The sequence below is a fragment of the Marivita geojedonensis genome, from assembly GCF_002115805.1.
Classification (GTDB): domain Bacteria; phylum Pseudomonadota; class Alphaproteobacteria; order Rhodobacterales; family Rhodobacteraceae; genus Marivita; species Marivita geojedonensis.
Genome location: NZ_JFKC01000013.1, coordinates 23,746 through 41,366 on the forward strand (window position 1 = coordinate 23,746; position 17,621 = coordinate 41,366).

The 17,621-nt window shown below is 59.1% G+C and carries 16 protein-coding genes; 14 read left to right on the forward strand and 2 right to left on the reverse strand.

Annotated elements, in window-relative coordinates; translation table 11 throughout:
• The first annotated feature begins 11 nt into the window (after positions 1-11).
• Both MGEO_RS13135 and MGEO_RS13140 read left to right on the forward strand, forming a co-directional pair.
• Positions 12-1,217 (forward strand): NnrS family protein, encoded by a 1,206-nt coding sequence (locus tag MGEO_RS13135; protein WP_085638473.1) that lies wholly within the window; start codon positions 12-14, stop codon positions 1,215-1,217.
• An 11-nt stretch (positions 1,218-1,228) separates the two neighbouring features.
• A complete protein-coding gene (locus MGEO_RS13140) occupies positions 1,229-1,897 on the forward strand; it encodes an NnrU family protein (RefSeq protein WP_085638476.1) in 669 nt (222 codons plus the stop codon).
• A gap of 92 nt (positions 1,898-1,989) precedes the next feature.
• Here MGEO_RS13140 and MGEO_RS13145 read toward each other — a convergent pair whose 3' ends face one another.
• Positions 1,990-2,301: a carboxymuconolactone decarboxylase family protein gene (locus tag MGEO_RS13145; protein ID WP_085638479.1), complete on the reverse strand. Its 312-nt coding sequence runs from the start codon at positions 2,299-2,301 to the stop codon at positions 1,990-1,992.
• A 9-nt stretch (positions 2,302-2,310) separates the two neighbouring features.
• Positions 2,311-3,009, reverse strand: a complete 699-nt coding sequence (locus MGEO_RS13150; RefSeq protein ID WP_085638482.1) for a helix-turn-helix domain-containing protein — start codon at positions 3,007-3,009, stop codon at positions 2,311-2,313.
• Between the two features lie 256 nt (positions 3,010-3,265).
• On the opposite strand from MGEO_RS13150, the gene MGEO_RS13155 reads away from it, so the two are divergent.
• The 12 genes from MGEO_RS13155 (at position 3,266) to MGEO_RS13210 (ending at position 17,563) form a co-directional block, all read left to right on the forward strand.
• On the forward strand, positions 3,266-3,763 hold the full coding sequence (locus MGEO_RS13155) for a universal stress protein (RefSeq protein ID WP_085638485.1): 498 nt from the start codon (positions 3,266-3,268) through the stop codon (positions 3,761-3,763).
• 18 nt (positions 3,764-3,781) lie between these two features.
• Positions 3,782-5,428 (forward strand): MFS transporter, encoded by a 1,647-nt coding sequence (locus MGEO_RS13160; protein ID WP_085638488.1) that lies wholly within the window; start codon positions 3,782-3,784, stop codon positions 5,426-5,428.
• A 68-nt stretch (positions 5,429-5,496) separates the two neighbouring features.
• The gene (locus MGEO_RS13165; RefSeq protein WP_085638491.1) at positions 5,497-6,897 is read left to right on the forward strand and encodes a NarK family nitrate/nitrite MFS transporter; all 1,401 of its coding nucleotides are present in this window, start codon (positions 5,497-5,499) and stop codon (positions 6,895-6,897) included.
• 63 nt (positions 6,898-6,960) lie between these two features.
• Positions 6,961-10,701 carry a nitrate reductase subunit alpha gene (locus MGEO_RS13170; protein WP_085638493.1) on the forward strand — a complete coding sequence of 1,247 codons (3,741 nt, stop codon included), beginning with the start codon at positions 6,961-6,963 and terminating at the stop codon, positions 10,699-10,701.
• Positions 10,698-12,218, forward strand: a complete 1,521-nt coding sequence (narH, locus tag MGEO_RS13175) for a nitrate reductase subunit beta (protein WP_085638496.1) — start codon at positions 10,698-10,700, stop codon at positions 12,216-12,218. The genes MGEO_RS13170 and narH overlap by 4 nt, the downstream gene beginning before the upstream one ends.
• Positions 12,218-12,928 carry a nitrate reductase molybdenum cofactor assembly chaperone gene (gene narJ / locus MGEO_RS13180; protein ID WP_198948109.1) on the forward strand — a complete coding sequence of 237 codons (711 nt, stop codon included), beginning with the start codon at positions 12,218-12,220 and terminating at the stop codon, positions 12,926-12,928. The genes narH and narJ overlap by 1 nt, the downstream gene beginning before the upstream one ends.
• A gap of 11 nt (positions 12,929-12,939) precedes the next feature.
• Positions 12,940-13,734 (forward strand): respiratory nitrate reductase subunit gamma, encoded by a 795-nt coding sequence (gene narI / locus MGEO_RS13185; RefSeq protein ID WP_085638694.1) that lies wholly within the window; start codon positions 12,940-12,942, stop codon positions 13,732-13,734.
• A 5-nt stretch (positions 13,735-13,739) separates the two neighbouring features.
• On the forward strand, positions 13,740-14,570 hold the full coding sequence (locus tag MGEO_RS13190; protein WP_085638499.1) for a peptidylprolyl isomerase: 831 nt from the start codon (positions 13,740-13,742) through the stop codon (positions 14,568-14,570).
• Positions 14,551-15,108, forward strand: coding sequence for a hemerythrin domain-containing protein (locus tag MGEO_RS13195; RefSeq protein WP_085638502.1), 558 nt, complete (start codon positions 14,551-14,553; stop codon positions 15,106-15,108). Before MGEO_RS13190 ends, MGEO_RS13195 begins: the two co-directional genes overlap by 20 nt.
• Before the next feature lie 38 nt (positions 15,109-15,146).
• Positions 15,147-15,722: a hemerythrin domain-containing protein gene (locus MGEO_RS13200; RefSeq protein WP_085638505.1), complete on the forward strand. Its 576-nt coding sequence runs from the start codon at positions 15,147-15,149 to the stop codon at positions 15,720-15,722.
• Between the two features lie 27 nt (positions 15,723-15,749).
• Positions 15,750-17,033, forward strand: coding sequence for a molybdopterin molybdotransferase MoeA (locus MGEO_RS13205; RefSeq protein WP_085638508.1), 1,284 nt, complete (start codon positions 15,750-15,752; stop codon positions 17,031-17,033).
• Between the two features lie 26 nt (positions 17,034-17,059).
• A complete protein-coding gene (locus MGEO_RS13210) occupies positions 17,060-17,563 on the forward strand; it encodes a DUF2478 domain-containing protein (protein WP_332908315.1) in 504 nt (167 codons plus the stop codon).
• Positions 17,564-17,621: the final 58 nt, after the last annotated feature.

A 17,621-nucleotide genomic window follows, 5' to 3' on the forward strand; every position in this document is an offset into this window, starting at 1 on the left:
GGACGCCACAAATGACCTCGACCGCCGAACAGATGCGCGCCTGGACCGGACCCGCGATCCTGACCTACGGGTTCCGCCCGTTCTTTTTCGGCGCGGCGGTCTGGGCCGTTCTCGCAATGGCGCTTTGGGTGCCGATGCTGTCAGGGCACCTGACGTTGCCCACAGCCTTCGCCCCCGTGTCATGGCACGCGCACGAGTTCCTCTACGGTTACCTCGGCGCAGTCGTCGCGGGCTTTCTTCTGACTGCGGTGCCAAACTGGACGGGGCGCCTGCCAATCGTCGGCTGGCCGCTGGGCGGACTGGCGGCACTGTGGTTCGTGGGGCGCGTGGCTGCGATCTTTTCGGCGGGATTGCCGGCGCTGCTTGTGGCGGTGGTCGACCTTGCCTTCCCGGTCGTACTGGCCACGGTGATCGGGCGCGAAATCGTGGCGGGGCGGAACTGGCGCAATCTGATCGTGCTGGGGATGCTCGCGGTCTTTGCCCTCGGCAACGCGCTGTTTCACTGGGAGGCTGCACGGGAGGAGTATGCCGCGCAAGGTTACGGCCTGCGGCTGGGCCTCGGCGCGGGCGTGATGATGATCGCGGTCATCGGCGGCCGCATAGTGCCGTCCTTCACCCGCAACTGGCTGGTGAAACGGCGCAGCGCCGTCCTGCCCGCAGCGCCGATGCAGCCCTTCGATAAGGGGGCGCTCGGAACCCTTCTGGTGGCGCTTGTGCTGTGGGTAGCGCTGCCTCTTGGGACGCTGACCGGGTTGGCGCTTGCGCTGGCGGGCGTGTTGCATGCCCTGCGCCTGGCCCGTTGGGCCGGACACCACACCTTTGCGGAACCGCTGGTGACTGTGTTGCACGCAGGCTATGCCTTCGTGCCGTTGGGGGCCCTGGCATTGGCCGCAGAAATCTTGGCTCCCGGGTCCTTCGGAATGGCGGGCGCGCAGCATTTCTGGATGGCGGGTGCAATTGGCTTGATGACACTGGCCGTGATGACACGTGCCACGCTTGGTCATACCGGGCAGGACCTGCGGGCGGGAGGAGGAACCTTCATGATCTATATGGCCCTGATCCTGTCCGTATTCGCGCGGGTCGCGGGCGGCGTATGGCCCGAATTTTCCAGCCCCTTGAACACTGTGGCAGGGCTATTCTGGACACTTGCCTTCGGCAGCTTTGCGGTCATCTACGGCGGGCTATTGCTACGTCTGCCCGCCGCCAAGCAGATCTGAGACGCGCATCCATGGGATGGTTCGAGTTCGCCCTCGCCTATGTCGTGTTCTTCCTGTCGCATTCGTTGCCCGTGCGACCGCCGCTGCGACCCTGGCTTCAGGCGCGGCTTGGCCCTGTCGGTTTCACCATGGTCTATTCCGCCCTGTCGCTAGCGGTGCTGACCTGGCTGATCGCGGCAGCAGGCCGCGCACCGCACTTGGCCCTTTGGGATTGGGCGCCATGGCAGGTCCATGTTCCACTGACAGTCATGGCTCCGGTCTGCCTGATCCTTGCGCTGTCCATCGGCCAGCCCAACCCGTTCTCGTTCGGCGGGGCGCGCAACGATCTGTTCGATCCTGCACAACCCGGAATCGTCCGCTTGTCGCGTCATCCGTTGCTTGCCGCGCTGGCGCTTTGGGCAGTGGCCCATGTCGTGCCCAACGGAGATCTGGCGCATGTGATCCTGTTTGGCACCTTCGCGGCCTTCGCGGTGCTGGGAGGCCGACTGATCGACCGCAGGAAACGCCGCGAAATGGGGCCAGATTGGCGAATCGTGTGGGATCAGGTGGCTGAGACCTCGTTTTTTAACGCACCTGTCTCATGGCGAGCTCTGGCGATCCGCCTTGCGATCGGCATTTTCCTCTACGTCGGGCTGCTGTGGCTGCACCCTTGGCTCTTCAGCGTCGACCCACTTGGCTGAACTTGCCCCAACCATCGCTAAGTCGTCGCTTTTTGGCAGTAGGGCCTGTGGGTCCTAAGGCTCGGTGACAGACCGCAAACGCCGACCGCGTTTTAGTCTTTGATATCTTCGATCCAGGTTTTCGCCGCAACCGCACGCGGGAGACCAAGCGGACCGATGGCCAGCATCGCTACCTGCAAAAGCGCTTCTTTCTCAATGCCCTCGGCTTTCCCGCGCCGCGTGTGCGAGTGTACCGCGCCTTCAGAACCCGTTCCGATCGACAAGGCGAGTTTTACCAGGCGACGCTCTCGATCAGTGAGAGGCCCACAATCCGCAGCAGCTCGGCCAAGCATCTGGTAGGCGTTCCAGACGTGGGGGAACTCTTCGGCGAGGTCTCCGGCGGCACCGGGCATTTTTTCGGACATATCTCTTCCTTAGGTTGAATAGTCGTCTATGAGGGGGCTTGGCTTCGCGAACTTCTCAAGGTCCTTCTGGTCCGAGATAGTCACGTGGTTGCCGTCTACGCTCACGCCGTAGGATTGCAGGCTCTTGAAGGCGCGACTCAGGTTTTCTGGGGTCATGCCAAGCATTGAGGCGACGCGGCGTTTTTCGATTGGCAGTTCGAAGTCTGGATTTCCACCCGTGCGTCTTTGTTGGCGCAGAAGGTAATTTGCCAGGCGCTCAAGCGAGGTTCGCAGCTTCAGGTCTTTGGTATTCTTGACAACGGACCGGTAGCATTGCGCCAGTTCCGTCACCACGTTCCTCGCAAACTTGGCATCAATATCAAATACGCCTCGAACATCCTGGCTCGGGATTAGGGCGACGCGACTCTTTTCTAGCGTGCGCGCTGACATCAGATAGGGCGCGTCCTTGATGGTTGCCGCGAGAATGAAGGTGGATACCGGGCGGACTGTCGCCATTGACGTCTCGCGGTTGTTCCAGCTTGAGAAAAGCTCGACCGAACCGGACAGAACGATATGCAGAAAGTCGCTCGGGTCGCCCTCTTCGATAAGCTCGATCTGTGGGGGGAAGTTTTGGACATAGGAGCCGCGCATGAGCGCGAGAAAGTTCTCGTCGCTCATATCTGCAAATAGATGCAGACCGCGAATATCCGGAAAGTCCGACTCGGGCATCCCAAGGTACACCTGCTTACTCCACTTGATATATGTGGTTTCATGTCTTGATAAATGTCAATCATAGATTTGATATATTTCGATCGCCCGTTTGATGCCGCACTGCAACCGAAATGACAAATCTTGATAAGGCATTTATTTCATTACACTTTCCACCGAATTTTGATCCAGATCAACAGAAAACGCCACTAACCCTCTCACACAGGTCTCAACGCGAAATGTGTCCGTTTCTGGACACGCGAGAACGGAGGGACCCATGGAAATCATGCTTGCGTACGACCATTCGCGCAATGCGCGAATTGCGCTGGACGCAATTCAACAGATGTTCGGCCCGTTGAAACCCAGCGTCACGCTGGTTTCGGTCGTGGAAGACATCGGCAGCGCCACATCGGGCGCGGACGAGCTTTTCACCGAACAGTATCAGGACCAGAAGGCGGGCGTCGAGGCAGCGGCCGCCGAATTGATGGCGGCAGGCTATAAGGCGAAGGTCATGCTTGCCGAGGGCGATGCGCGCAAGATGATCCTGCGCGCCACTGAAGAGCGTCAGCCGGACCTTTTGGTCATGGCACGTCACTCTCATCAAGCGGATGGCGGAGCCCTGGGCTTCATCACGCGCAAACTCGACGCCATCGCCGAGGAATTTGACCACATGACCTTCGGGTCTGTTTCCGCGTTTCTCGCACGCCGGGTGAAATGCCCGATCCTTATCATTCCAACCCATGTCCCCGCATCTTCGATGCAGGCGGCCGAATAAACCCGGGGGACACCACCGATGAAAATCTCAACTCTCTTCCGGGTTCAGGATCGCGCTATTCGCGCGCTCCATCTGACCTGGATCGCTTTCTTCATCACCTTCTACGTCTGGTTCAACATGGCCCCGCTGGCATCTTCCATGCTGGCGGCGAATGATTGGCTGACTAGAGACGACATCAAGCTCTTCGCCATCGCAAACGTGGCGTTGACGATCCCGGCCCGGATCCTCGTTGGGCTTGCGCTAGACAAATACGGGCCACGCCGGGTGTTTTCGATCCTCATGGTCGTGATGGCCGTGCCGACGCTCTTCTTTGCGTTTGGCGACACCAAGATGCAACTCTTCGTCTCGCGTCTGATCATGTCGTCTGTCGGTGCTGGCTTCGTTGTGGGCATCCACATGACAGCGCTTTGGTTCAAGCCGCGGGACATCGGGTTTGCAGAAGGCTTCTACGCAGGCTGGGGTAACTTCGGTTCCGCCGCCGCGGCCCTGACCATCCCGACCATCGCGCTGAACGTATTCGGCGGTGACGATGGCTGGCGCTATGCGATTGCCATGTCCGGCATCATCATGGCCGCCTATGGCGTGTTCTACTGGTTCGCTATCACCGATGGCCCCAACCCCGATACGCACAAGAAGGCTAAGGGCTCTGCCTTGGAAGTGTCGACCTATAAGGACCTTGCGCTTCTGGTCATCTTCACTGTCCCGTTGATCGGGATCCTGTCGATCCTTATCTACCGCGTGCAGATGATGGGCTATATTGATGGCTTCGTGGCAACCATCTGCTACGCTTCGATCGCGACTTTGGTGGTCTACCAGGTCTGGCAAGTGCTGCGGACTAACCTGCCGATCCTCCGTAAAGGTGTGCCCGAGGATGACAAGTACCCTTTCAGCTCGGTTGCTGCGCTCAACACCACCTATTTTGCCAACTTCGGTGCCGAACTGGCGGTGGTGTCGATGCTGCCGATGTTCTTCCAGGAAACCTGGGGGCTGACAGCAGTCGTCGCTGGTCTGATTGCGGCCTCGTTTGCCTTCATCAACCTCGTGGCACGTCCGATGGGGGGCCTTGTGTCCGACCGGATGGGCAACCGCCGCTTTGTGATGCTGTCCTACATGCTGGGGATCGCCATTGGCTTTGCTCTGATGGGTCTGTTGAACAGCGAATGGCCGTTGATCATTGCAGTCGCAATCACAATCGCTTGCTCGTTCTTTGTCCAAGGCGCGGAAGGTGCGACCTTCGGCATCATCCCGTCGATCAAACGTCGGGTCACCGGACAAATCGCAGGTATGGCCGGGGCCTACGGCAATGTCGGCGCGGTATTCTATCTGTTTATCTTTACCTTCGTGGATACACAGACCTTCTTCTTCATCATCGCCACCGGTGCTCTGATTTCCTGGATCGTCTGCTTCTTCTGGCTGAAGGAACCGGAAGGCGGCTTTGACGAAGAATATGTCCTCAGCTCCGTCGACCACGCAATTGCAGCCGAAGCCGTGCGGAAGAAAGAGGCCGAAGCAGAACTCGCTTTGATCTTTGAAGGCTCCGAGAAGGTCGCGCTTGCCGAAAAAGGCAATGGTTTGACCGTCACCGCCCGGTTCAAAGACCTCGATGATCTCAAGACCGCTTTGGCCCGGCTTGGTCCAAACGGCAGCCAGCAACCCGCTGAATGAATGCATGGCCGGTCGGGCAGGGTGCTCCGGCCGGCCCCCCGAAACCGCCAATACGGGAGGACTTACCCATGGCGATAACAGACACCTCAAATGGCAGCAGCCGTCATGTGTTGACGGATTGGCGCCCCGAAGACCCCCAATTCTGGGAGGAAAAGGGTAAGGCCATCGCAACCCGTAACCTTTGGATCTCGATCCCAAACCTGCTCATGGCCTTCTCGGTCTGGATGGTTTGGTCGGTCGTTGTCGCCAAAATGCCCGCAATCGGCTTCGACTTCTCTGTTTCCGAGCGGTTCTGGCTGGCGGCTCTGCCTGGTCTGTCCGGCGCCACACTGCGGATCTTCTACAGCTTTATGATCCCGATTTTCGGTGGTCGGAAATGGACCGCGATCTCGACCGCATCTCTGCTGCTTCCTGCACTCGGCATCGGTTTCGCCGTGCAGAACCCGGAGACCTCGTATTTCACCTTCCTGATCCTCGCGCTGCTCTGCGGCTTTGGTGGCGGCAACTTCGCCTCCTCCATGGCCAACATCGCCTACTTCTACCCGAAGAAGGTTAAGGGGCAGGCGTTGGCGATGAATGCCGGTCTGGGCAACCTTGGCGTGTCGGTCATGCAATTCGTCGTACCGGTCGTCATCACAATGGGCGTGTTCGGTGCCATTGGCGGTGAACCGCAGCAACTCAGCGACGGTGGCCAGCTCTTCATTCAGAACGCAGGCTTCATCTGGGTGCCGTTCCTCGTCGTGGGGGCTATCGCCGCCTGGTTCGGCATGAACGACATCGCCGATGCGAAAGCTTCTCTGGGCGATCAGCTGTCTATCCTGAAGCGCAAGCAGAACTGGATCATGTGTGTGCTCTACACCGGGACCTTTGGCTCCTTCATCGGTTACGCTGCGGGCTTCCCGCTCCTGATGAAAACCCAGTTTCCGGATGTGGATGTGCTGTCCTATGCGTTTCTTGGTCCGCTTGTCGGCGCGCTGAGCCGGGCGGCAACGGGTTGGATTTCCGACAAGTTTGGCGGTGGACGCGTAACCTTCTGGGTGTTCCTCGGCATGATCGCGGCGGTCTACGGCGTGCTGCAGTTCCTGCCTTCCACACCCGAAGCGGCTGATGGCAGCTTCTGGGGCTTCTTTGCCTGCTTTATGGCGCTCTTCTTCCTGACCGGTGTGGGCAATGCCTCCACCTTCCAGATGATCCCCTCGATCATGAAACAGGAAATCCCGCGCATTCTGCCCAATCTCGAAGCGACCAACATGCAGCGGACCATCGAACGGGAATCGGCCGCCATCATCGCCTTCACGTCGGCTATCGCTGCCTATGGCGCCTTCTTCATCCCGAAGAGCTACGGCACCTCAATCGCGCTGACCGGTGCTCCGCATGGCGCACTCTGGGCCTTCCTCGGTTTCTACGCGCTCTGCGCCGTGATCACCTGGGCCGTTTACAGCCGGAAAAACGCACCCGTTCCCTGCTGATCCACTGACCAAACTCTGCGCCGGATCCTACCGGCGCAGAGGTAGCCAATAGGAGACAATTCCATGAGCCACCTGCTCGACAGATTGAACTTCCTCCAGTCCAATAAGCTGGAAGAGTTCGCCAACGGCCACGGTCAGGTCACGAATGAAGACCGCGGTTGGGAAGACACTTACAGAAACCGCTGGCGCCATGACAAAGTCGTCCGCTCGACCCATGGGGTGAACTGCACCGGGTCTTGCAGCTGGAAGATTTACGTCAAATCCGGCATCGTCACGTGGGAGACACAGCAGACGGACTATCCGCGCACGCGTCCCGACCTGCCAAACCACGAACCGCGCGGTTGCGCACGGGGGGCGTCCTACAGCTGGTATCTCTATTCCGCGAACCGGGTTAAGAACCCGCTGATCCGCGGGCGGCTGATGAAGATCTGGCGCGAAATGCGCAAGACCAAGACCCCCATTCAGGCTTGGACCGCGATCCAGAACGATCCGATCCTGCGCAACAGCTATACCTCGAAGCGGGGCTCCGGTGGGTTTGTCCGCGCCACTTGGGACGAAGCCACCGAGATCACGGCAGCGGCGAACGCGTACACGGCTAAGACCTATGGCCCCGACCGGATCTTCGGCTTCTCGCCGATCCCGGCGATGTCGATGGTCTCTTACGCCGCCGGATCCCGCTACCTCAGCCTGATGGGCGGCGTCTGCATGTCCTTCTACGACTGGTACTGCGACCTGCCGCCAGCCTCGCCGATGACATGGGGTGAACAGACGGACGTGCCAGAGAGTGCGGATTGGTATAACTCCAGCTACCTCCTGCTCTGGGGCTCCAACGTGCCGCAGACCCGTACGCCGGATGCCCATTTCTATACCGAGGTGCGCTACAAGGGCACGAAGTCCGCCGTCATCTGCCCCGACTATTCCGAGGCGTCCAAGTTTGCGGATGTCTGGCTGAACGTGAAGCAGGGCACCGACGCGGCGCTGGCGATGGCCTTTGGTCACGTGATCCTGCGCGAGTTCCACATCGACCGTCAGGCCGAATACTTCGAAGACTACTGCCGCAAGTATTCCGACATGCCGATGCTGGTGCGTCTGGACGAAAAGGACGGCAGCCTTGTTCCCGGTCGTTTCCTGCGGGCTGCTGACCTCGACGACACTCTGGGCGAGGACAACAACCCGGAATGGAAAACCGTCGCCTTCGACGAAGAAACCGGCACGCTGGTGTCGCCCAACGGAGCCATTGGCTACCGCTGGGGCGAAAAGGGCGAATGGAACCTCGAAGAGAAGGCAGACGGCAAAGAGGCCAAGTTGCAGATGTCGTTCATCCTTGATGATGATCATGACGATGTGCGCGGTGTGGACTTCCCATACTTCGGCGGTGCCGCAACCGAGGCCTTTACCACGGGCGACCAACGCCCTGACGTTCTGACCAAGAACATCCCGGTCAAGCGCATCCAGACCGCCGATGGCGAAGTGCTGGTGGCGACCGTCTTTGACCTCTTCTGCGCCAACTATGGTGTGGATCGCGGCTTGGGCGGTGATTGGGTCGCCACATCTTACGACGAAGATGTCCCCGGCACACCGGCCTGGGCCGAAAAGATCACCGGCGTTCCTGCGGACAAGATCATCCACGTGGCCCGCGAATTCGCGGATACCGCCGAAAAGACCCAAGGCAAGGCCATGGTCATCATCGGCGCTGCGATGAACCACTGGTACCACATGGACATGAACTACCGTGGCGTCATAAACATGCTGGTGATGTGCGGCTGTGTCGGTCAGTCCGGCGGTGGCTGGGCGCATTATGTGGGGCAGGAAAAGCTGCGTCCGCAGACCGGCTGGCAACCTCTGGCCTTCGCGCTCGACTGGGGTCGCCCACCGCGGCACATGAACTCGACCTCGGCGTGGTATGCACATACCGACCAGTGGCGCTACGAGACGCTGGAGGCAAACGAGATCCTGTCGCCAACTGCTCCAGAAGGCGATTGGGACATTTCCCTGATCGACTACAACATCCGGGCCGAACGGATGGGCTGGTTGCCTTCGGCGCCGCAACTCAAAACCAATCCGCTGGAAGTTGCCAAGCAGGCAAAAGCGGCCGGGATGGAAATCCCAGCCTATGTCGCGCAGCAGCTGAAATCGGGCGAGCTTGAAATGTCCTGCGAGGACCCGGACGATCCGGCAAACTGGCCGCGCAACCTCTTCGTGTGGCGCTCCAACCTGCTCGGCTCCTCGGGCAAGGGGCACGAGTACTTCCTCAAGCACCTGCTCGGCACCGATCACGGTGTTCTGGGCAAGGATCTGGGCGAAGAGGGCAGGGCCCTGCCGAAAGAAGCCAAGTGGCACGAGAAAGGTCCGGAGGGCAAACTTGACCTGCTGGTAACGATCGACTTCCGCATGTCCACCACGGCGGTTTATGCCGACATCGTTCTGCCGACGGCCAGTTGGTATGAAAAGGACGACATGAACACGTCGGACATGCACCCGTTCATCCACCCGCTGCAAGCGGCTGTGGACCCGGCCTATGAGAGCAAGTCGGACTTCGAGATTTTCAAGGCCATCGCCAAGAAGGTTCAAGAGGTCGCCCCGGAAATCCTCGGCAAGGAAACCGACATTGTCGCGCTGCCTCTGCTGCACGACATGCCGGCGGAAATTGCGCAGGATCAGGTCCGCGACTGGAAGAAAGGCGAATGCGACTTGATTCCGGGCAAGACCGCGCCAGCCTATGTGCCGGTCGAACGGGACTATACCGCGATCTACGACCGCTTCACCGCGCTTGGCCCGCTCATGGACAAGCTTGGCAATGGCGGCAAAGGCATCACCTGGAACACGCAGGAGGAGATCGACGGACTGGCCGCGCTGAACGGTGTGAAACAGGACGGGCCCGCGAAAGGACGGCCGAAGATCGAAACGGCGATCGATGCCTGCGAAGTGATCCTGATGCTGGCTCCCGAGACCAACGGCAACGTGGCCGTGAAGGCTTGGGAGGCTTTGTCCGAGAACACAGGGCGTGAACACGCACATCTGGCCGAAGGCGAGCACCATCAGAAAATCCGCTTCCACGACATCGCGGCGCAGCCCCGCAAGATCATCTCCTCGCCCACATGGTCGGGCATCGAGAGTGAGAAGGTCAGCTATAACGCGGGCTACACCAACGTGCATGAGCTTATCCCATGGCGCACACTCACGGGACGCCAACAGCTCTACCAGGACCACCTCTGGATGCGCGCTTTTGGCGAGGGCTTCATGTCCTACCGTCCGCCGGTCGATCTGAAAACCGTCACGGCAGAGATCAACCACGAGGCGCGTGACGGAAACCCACATCTGGTGCTGAACTTCATCACACCGCACCAGAAATGGGGCATCCACTCGACCTACTCGGACAACCTGTTGATGCTCACGCTCAACCGTGGTGGCCCGGTGGTCTGGATTTCCGAGAACGACGCCAAATCGGCGGGCATCGCGGATAACGACTGGATCGAGCTCTACAACGTGAACGGTGCTCTGACCGCGCGGGCCGTCGTGTCCCAGCGGATCAAGGACGGCACCACGTTCATGTACCATGCTCAGGAAAAGATCGTGAACACGCCCGGCTCCGAAAAGACCGGCAAGCGCGGGGGCATCCACAACTCCGTGACCCGCGCTGTCCTGAAACCCACGCACATGATCGGCGGCTACGCCCAGCAATCCTACGGCTTCAACTACTACGGCACTGTGGGCTGCAACCGGGACGAATTCGTCATCGTGCGGAAAATGCAAAAAGTCGACTGGCTCGACAATGAAGCGACCGAAAAGGAGGCCGCAGAATGAGAGTTCGTGCGCAAATCGGCATGGTGCTGAACCTCGATAAATGCATCGGGTGCCACACCTGCTCCGTGACCTGCAAGAACGTGTGGACCACACGCGATGGGGTCGAATACGCGTGGTTCAACAACGTCGAGACCAAGCCCGGCACGGGCTACCCGACCGACTGGGAGAACCAAGCCAAGTGGAACGGCGGTTGGGAGCGGACCAAGTCCGGCAAGCTGCAGCCCAAGCAAGGCAGCAAGTGGCGGATCCTGTCCAACATCTTCGCCAACCCGGACCTGCCGGAAATCGACGACTATTATGAGCCGTTCGATTTCGACCACGATCACCTGAAGTCGGCTCCGGAAATGGAGGCGTTCCCCACGGCGCGCCCCTATTCCAAGATTACCGGCGAGCGGATCGAGAAGATCGAGAAAGGCCCCAACTGGGAAGAAATTCTGGGCGGCGAATTCTCAAAACGGTCGGAGGATTACAACTTCGAAGGCATCCAGAAGGAGATTTACGGGGAATACGAGAACACCTTCATGATGTATCTCCCCCGGCTCTGCGAACACTGCCTGAATCCGGCCTGTGCCGCCTCCTGCCCATCCGGCGCGATCTACAAGCGTGAGGAGGACGGCATCGTCCTGATCGACCAGGAGAAGTGTCGTGGCTGGCGGATGTGCGTCTCGGGCTGTCCTTACAAGAAGGTCTACTACAACTGGGAAAGCGGCAAGTCGGAGAAATGCACGCTGTGCTATCCCCGGATTGAAAGCGGCAATCCGACCGTGTGCTCGGAAACCTGCGTGGGCCGCATCCGGTATCTGGGCGTGATGCTCTACGATGCCGACAAGATCGACACAGCCGCGAACGCACCCAGCGAGCAAGAGCTTTATGATGCGCAACTGGATGTGTTCCTCGATCCGTTCGATCCGGTCGTTGTCGAGACGGCACGTGCGGATGGCATCCCGGAAGACTGGATCAAGGCCGCACAGGAAAGCCCGATCTGGAAGATGGCCATGGAGTGGAAGGTCGCCTTCCCGCTCCACCCGGAATACCGGACATTGCCTATGGTGTGGTACATCCCGCCGCTCTCTCCGATCCAGAACGCCGCCGAGGCCGGAAAGATCGGTATGGATGGCATGATGCCGAAGGTACAGGACCTGCGGATTCCGGTTCGTTATCTGGCAAACATGCTGACAGCGGGCGACGAGGCCCCGGTGATTAGCGCCCTCGAGCGCATGATGGCCATGCGTGCCTACATGCGCTCCAAGACCGTGGAGGGTGTGATTGACGAAGCGATCGCTGCACGGGTTGGCCTGAGCGGGCGCGTGATCGAGGATATGTACAAGATCATGGCCCTTGCCGATTACGAGGACCGCTTTGTCATCCCGACCACCCACCGCGAGCAGGTCGAAGAGGCTTATGACCTAAAGGGCGGGTGTGGGTTCACGGATGGCAATGGTTGCTCCACCGGGACGTCCAAACCGTCGCTTTTCGGCAAAGGCAAGAAACCCCTCAAAATGCCGGAGGCCATGTGATGACCATTGATCGTACTTTCAAAGCCCTCTCGCTGGTCTTGAGTTACCCAACGCGCGAGCTGCAGCAGGCCATGCCCGAGATCGGAGGCGTTCTTGCCTCTGACACGCGATTGACTGCAGCAGCACGTCGGGCCCTGCGCCCGCTCGTCGAGGAACTGGGCGGGCGAGACATCTATGACTTGCAGGAAACCTATGTGGGCCTGTTCGACCGGTCGCGCACGCTGTCGCTCAACCTGTTCGAGCATGTTCACGGCGAAAGCCGTGACCGGGGCGGCGCCATGGTCTCGCTGGTAGAGATGTATCGTGAAGCCGGGTTCGACCCTGTTACCTCGGAACTGCCCGATCATCTGCCGATGCTTCTGGAATTCCTGTCCACGCGTCCCTTCGTCGAGGCACAGGAAACCTTGGCGGACGCGGCTCACATTCTTGAGGCTTTGAACGCACGGCTTTGTCGTCGGGAAAGCCCATATGGAGCCGCGTTCGCCGCTTTGCTGCAGCTTTCTGGCGCGAAGGCGGACAAGGCGGCCGTGGCCGAGTTGCTCGAGGAACCGGAAATGGACTCCGATGATCTCGAAGCGCTCGACAAGGTCTGGGAGGAATCCGAGGTCCGCTTCGGTCCTGATCCCAATGCCGGATGCCCTCAAGTGCGCGATATGCTGTCGCGCATGGATCAACCTATCACCCCCGCACCGCAACACGCGGCCGAATGACGGAGGATGTCATGAACCAGTTTCTTTTTGGAACCTTCCCCTACATCGCGCTGGCGATTTGCATCATCGGCTCCATCGCGCGATACGAGCGTGATCCATTCACCTGGAAGTCGTCTTCATCGCAGATGCTGCGGCGCAAGCAACTGATCGTCGGCTCTGTCCTGTTCCATGTCGGTGTACTGGTGATCTTCTTTGGCCACCTTGTTGGTCTGCTGACACCGATATGGATCTTTGACGCCATCGGCATAAGCCACGGTGCGAAACAGCTTCTGGCGGTGGTGGCCGGCGGTGTTGCGGGCATCGCGGCGCTGATCGGGGGCATCCTGCTGTTCCATCGTCGCTGGACCGATCCCCGGATCGCGAAGAACTCCAGCTTCTGGGACAATGCGATCCTGCTGATGCTGATTGCGCAGCTTGTGCTGGGCCTTGGCACGATCTTTGTTTCGCTGGGTCACCTCGACGGGCATGAAATGACCAAATTCATGTCGTGGGCACAAGGTATCTTTACCTTTAACGGTGCGGCGGCGGGATACGTTGCGGATGTGGCGATCATCTTCAAGCTGCACTTAGTCCTCGGTCTGCTGATCATCGCGGTGTTCCCGTTCACACGGCTTGTGCACATCCTTTCAGGCTTTGCGGCCCCATTCCGCTATCTCTTTGGCCGGACCGGATATCAAGTCGTGCGCTCGCGCCGCACAGAGGCTTTGCCGAAAAACGTTGGAGCCATCCCGCGTGGACGCAAGGGACCTGCACCCGCAAGCCAAGGGGCCTCAGCGCCCGACGCCATGCCAACCCCAGCGGAGTGACCCTCATGAACGCGCTTTTTCCGGATCTCGTCATCAACGGCGAAACGGTGCCCTCTTCTCAAGTTGCAGCAGAAGCCCAGAACCACGATGGCCCCAAAGGCAAACCGGGCATCGCCTGGCGGAAGGCCGCAAATGCCATCGCCGTGCGGACCTTGCTGCTGCAAGAGGCACACAAGCGCGGAATTGAAGCGCAGGTTCAAGAGGTCGGCCCAGGTCGATTTGAAACAGAGGAGGAGGCCCTGATCCGGGGCCTTCTCGACGAGGCTGTGATCGTGTCCAAGCCTGGGCAACAGGTTATTCGGGCAGAATGGGAAAAAGACCCGCTTCGGTTCCGCAGCCCGCCCTTGTGGGAAGTCTCGCATATCCTGATCGCGTGTGACCCTCGCGATGACAGCGCGCGGAAAGAAGCGCATGCCCGCGCAGTCGACTTAACTGGGAAGGCCTTGGGCAACCCGAAGGCTTTTGCCAAGCTTGCGGCGCAAGTCAGCGAATGCGGCTCCAAATCAAGCGGTGGAGCTTTGGGCCAGTTGAGCCCCGGTGACTCTGTCCCCGAATTTGAAGCCGCACTCCGCGAATTGACAGAAGGTGCTATCACGGCAGAACCCATCCTTACGCGCTATGGATGGCACATCATCAAGATGGATGCGGTCGCGACAGGGGCCGTGCTTCCCTTCGACAGCGTAAAACAGAAGATTTCCGATGCCATGGAGAAGGCATCCTGGGCCCGCGCGGCCAAAGACTTTGTGCAAACCCTGGTTGCGTCCGCCGAGATCTCCGGCGCGGACCTCCGACCGGTCTCGCCCAGGAGGGCAGATCATGAAAAGCATCACCACTGACCAACGTTCAATCGACGGCAAGACACCGACCAATGTCATGCTCCTGAAGAATCCCTTGGACTTCATCGCAGAGGACCACCTTCGTCTGAGAGCAATGAGCGCAGAGTTGGATCGTCTGGCAGAAGCCACAACGATCGAAGGTCCGGCGATCTCGGAAATGATCGAGTATCTGGAGCACGAATTGCCGCTGTTGCTGGCTGACGAAGACGACGACCTCATGCCACGCATTTTGTCTCGCGCGGAACCGGAAGATGAACTGCCAAAGCTGGCGAAGCGCTTGGAAAAGGAGCACTCCGATATATCCGATCACTTGAAGGCTGTGACTTCAGGTCTTGCCGGTCTGGCACTTGCTACGTCGTTATCGGACACTCTGCGGACATCAATGATTGAACTGGCAAACGCAGCACGACGTCATCTTATCCTCGAGAATGCGGTTTTGCTTCCTTTGGCCAAAGCGCGGTTGACCGAAGAAGACTTGCACGCGCTTCGCTCCGCAATGCTCAAGCGAAGAGGATTAGAGAGCCTCTTCGCGACGTAGTTCCAACATCATCAATCCTTCCCCCGGAGAGCACGAAAATGAAGAAATCCTTGTCCAATGCGCGTTCGCGAGACTCACACCATCATGCGACAGACATGGACTTATTGGCCAACCCGCTCGAGTTCCTTGAAGAGGATCACCTCCGGACAAGAACAGTTTGTGCAGCATTTGATCGGATAGCCGACAGTGAAATGCCTACCAGAGAAGATGTCTTCGAAGCGCTGACCTACCTCGAAAACGAATTGCCTCTCTTCATCGTTGATGAGGATGCAGACCTTGCGCGACTGATGCGCGGGCATGTGGGCGAAGCACCATCGCTCTTCGAAGTTCTGCGCCGCGTCACGGAGCTCCATCAGGAAATCGCATTCAGATCGCGGCCCGCGATTGACCTGCTTCAAATCCTCAAGAAACAGCTTCGCGGGCTCACATATTCCGAACAAAAATGCCTGCGCGATCTGGCAACAAGTTTGCGGACAGACATGGCGATGGAAAACAGCAGGCTGCTGCCGCTCGCCAAGCAGCTCTTGACCGAGGATGAGTTGGCCGAGTTGCGCTCAGCAATGTTTCAGCGTCGTCTTTCCGATTTTCGCGACCACAGAGCATCTGGCGCGTAAAGCGCCTCAAAAGTGAATGGGGCCCTCATGACATATCTCCCAAGGCAAATTCCAGCCGGCTGTGGGTGTGATGATCTCACAACGTCATCAAGTTGGATCAGCATCGATGAAGCTTTTCGGAGGATATCGGATCACGTTCTCCCAAGCGCGCCTACGGAAACTCTGCCGATCCAAGACGTCCGCGGGCGTGTCCTTGCAAAGCCGGTTTGCGCACAATGCGACATGCCCCGCTTCGACCACGCTGCCATGGATGGATATGCGGTAGACAGCAGGGCATTTGCAGGCGACGGCCCATGGCTGTTTCCCGTCGCAGGTCGCATTGCTGCGGGCGACGCTCCGAACGCACGATACGCCTCTTCGGATGCCTGCCGGATCTTCACTGGGGCGCCGCTTCCCGTGCAGTATGACTGCGTGATCATGCAGGAGAGGGCTGAGAGGCTTGGGAACTCGATCCGGTTCGACGAACGACCTGAACCGGGCGAAAACGTGCGCCGAAGAGGGGAGGCGTATCAATCGGGCACCGAAATCCTGCCTGCGGGCTCTTTGCTGACGCCGCGCGCGATCGCGGCCTGCGCTGCCGCCGGGCACGGAAGCGTCAGAGTGCAAAGCCGCGTTCGCGTTGCCCTCATCGCGACAGGATCGGAGGTTGCAACGCCGGGCGCGCAAGCGCTGGAGAGCGGGCAAATCTGGGACGTCAACACGCCAATGCTGCAATCCCTTCTGTCCCGCCCGGATGTAGTCCTGCACGACATCATGAGGGTCAGTGATAGTCTGGAGAGCATTCGGGATGCCGTTCAATCCGCCGCTGCATACACGGATCTCGTTGTCACGACAGGCGGCGTCTCTGTTGGGGACGAAGACCATTTGCATAATGCAGTTCTATCGGCAGGGGGTGAGATGATATTTGCGGGAGTTGCGATTAAACCCGGCAAACCCATCACGCTTGGACGGATCGGCAAAGCGATCTGGCTCGGGCTCCCCGGAAATCCTGGCTCCGCCTTTGTCACTTGGTCTATCTTCGGAGAGGTTGTTTTGAACGCACTTTCTGGACGACAGGAGACAATCCCGAAACGGCAGCACGTTCTTTTGGGACAAGACCTGTCTCGGAAAGCGGGTCGATGTGAGATCCGTGCCGCATCTATCGTCGGTATCGATGGCTACGGGCGAGATGTCATCGAATTCAAATCAGGCGGGAACTCAGGACAGGTCTCCCACTTCGCCGAGGCAGATGGCTTGGCATTTCTGCCCTCAGAACTGGATCACGTGCCCGCAGGCGCCCTGGTCGAATTTCTTCCCTTTTGCACGAACTGAGAACTGACATGCACATCGCGTACACAATGGCCCCCGGGCGGGGCGACACCGACTTGCTCCTTCACCAGGTTGCGCAATCGATCATCAGATCAGGGTATCGGCCGGCCGGTACGGCCCAAATCAACACAGAAAGACCGGATGCCGGTCCGTGCGATATGGATGTCCTCGTTCTTCCAACCGGACCAACGCTCAGAATTTCGCAAAGTCTTGGACGTGAAGCGCGAGGCTGCAGGCTGGACCCCGAAGCACTGGAATCTGCCGTAGGCTTGGTACAGGCTCGTTTGCCCGAAAGCGATTGTCTGATCGTGAACAAATTCGGGAAGCATGAAGCAGACGGGCGTGGATTTCGGACGGTGATCGGAGAGGCCCTGGCTATTGAACTTCCGGTTTTAGTTGGACTGAATGCCCTCAATGCCGAAGCATTCATGGAGTTCTGTGGCGGTCTTGCGAAAAGAATTGAGCCGGATGCACACGATCTAGAGCGGTGGCTCTTTAGCAGCATCGCTTCAAAGCGAGATGTCGCGTGTTGAACCGTTCACGAAATAGTACTTACTTAACATAAACTTCTTTATGCGACTTTATACTTAG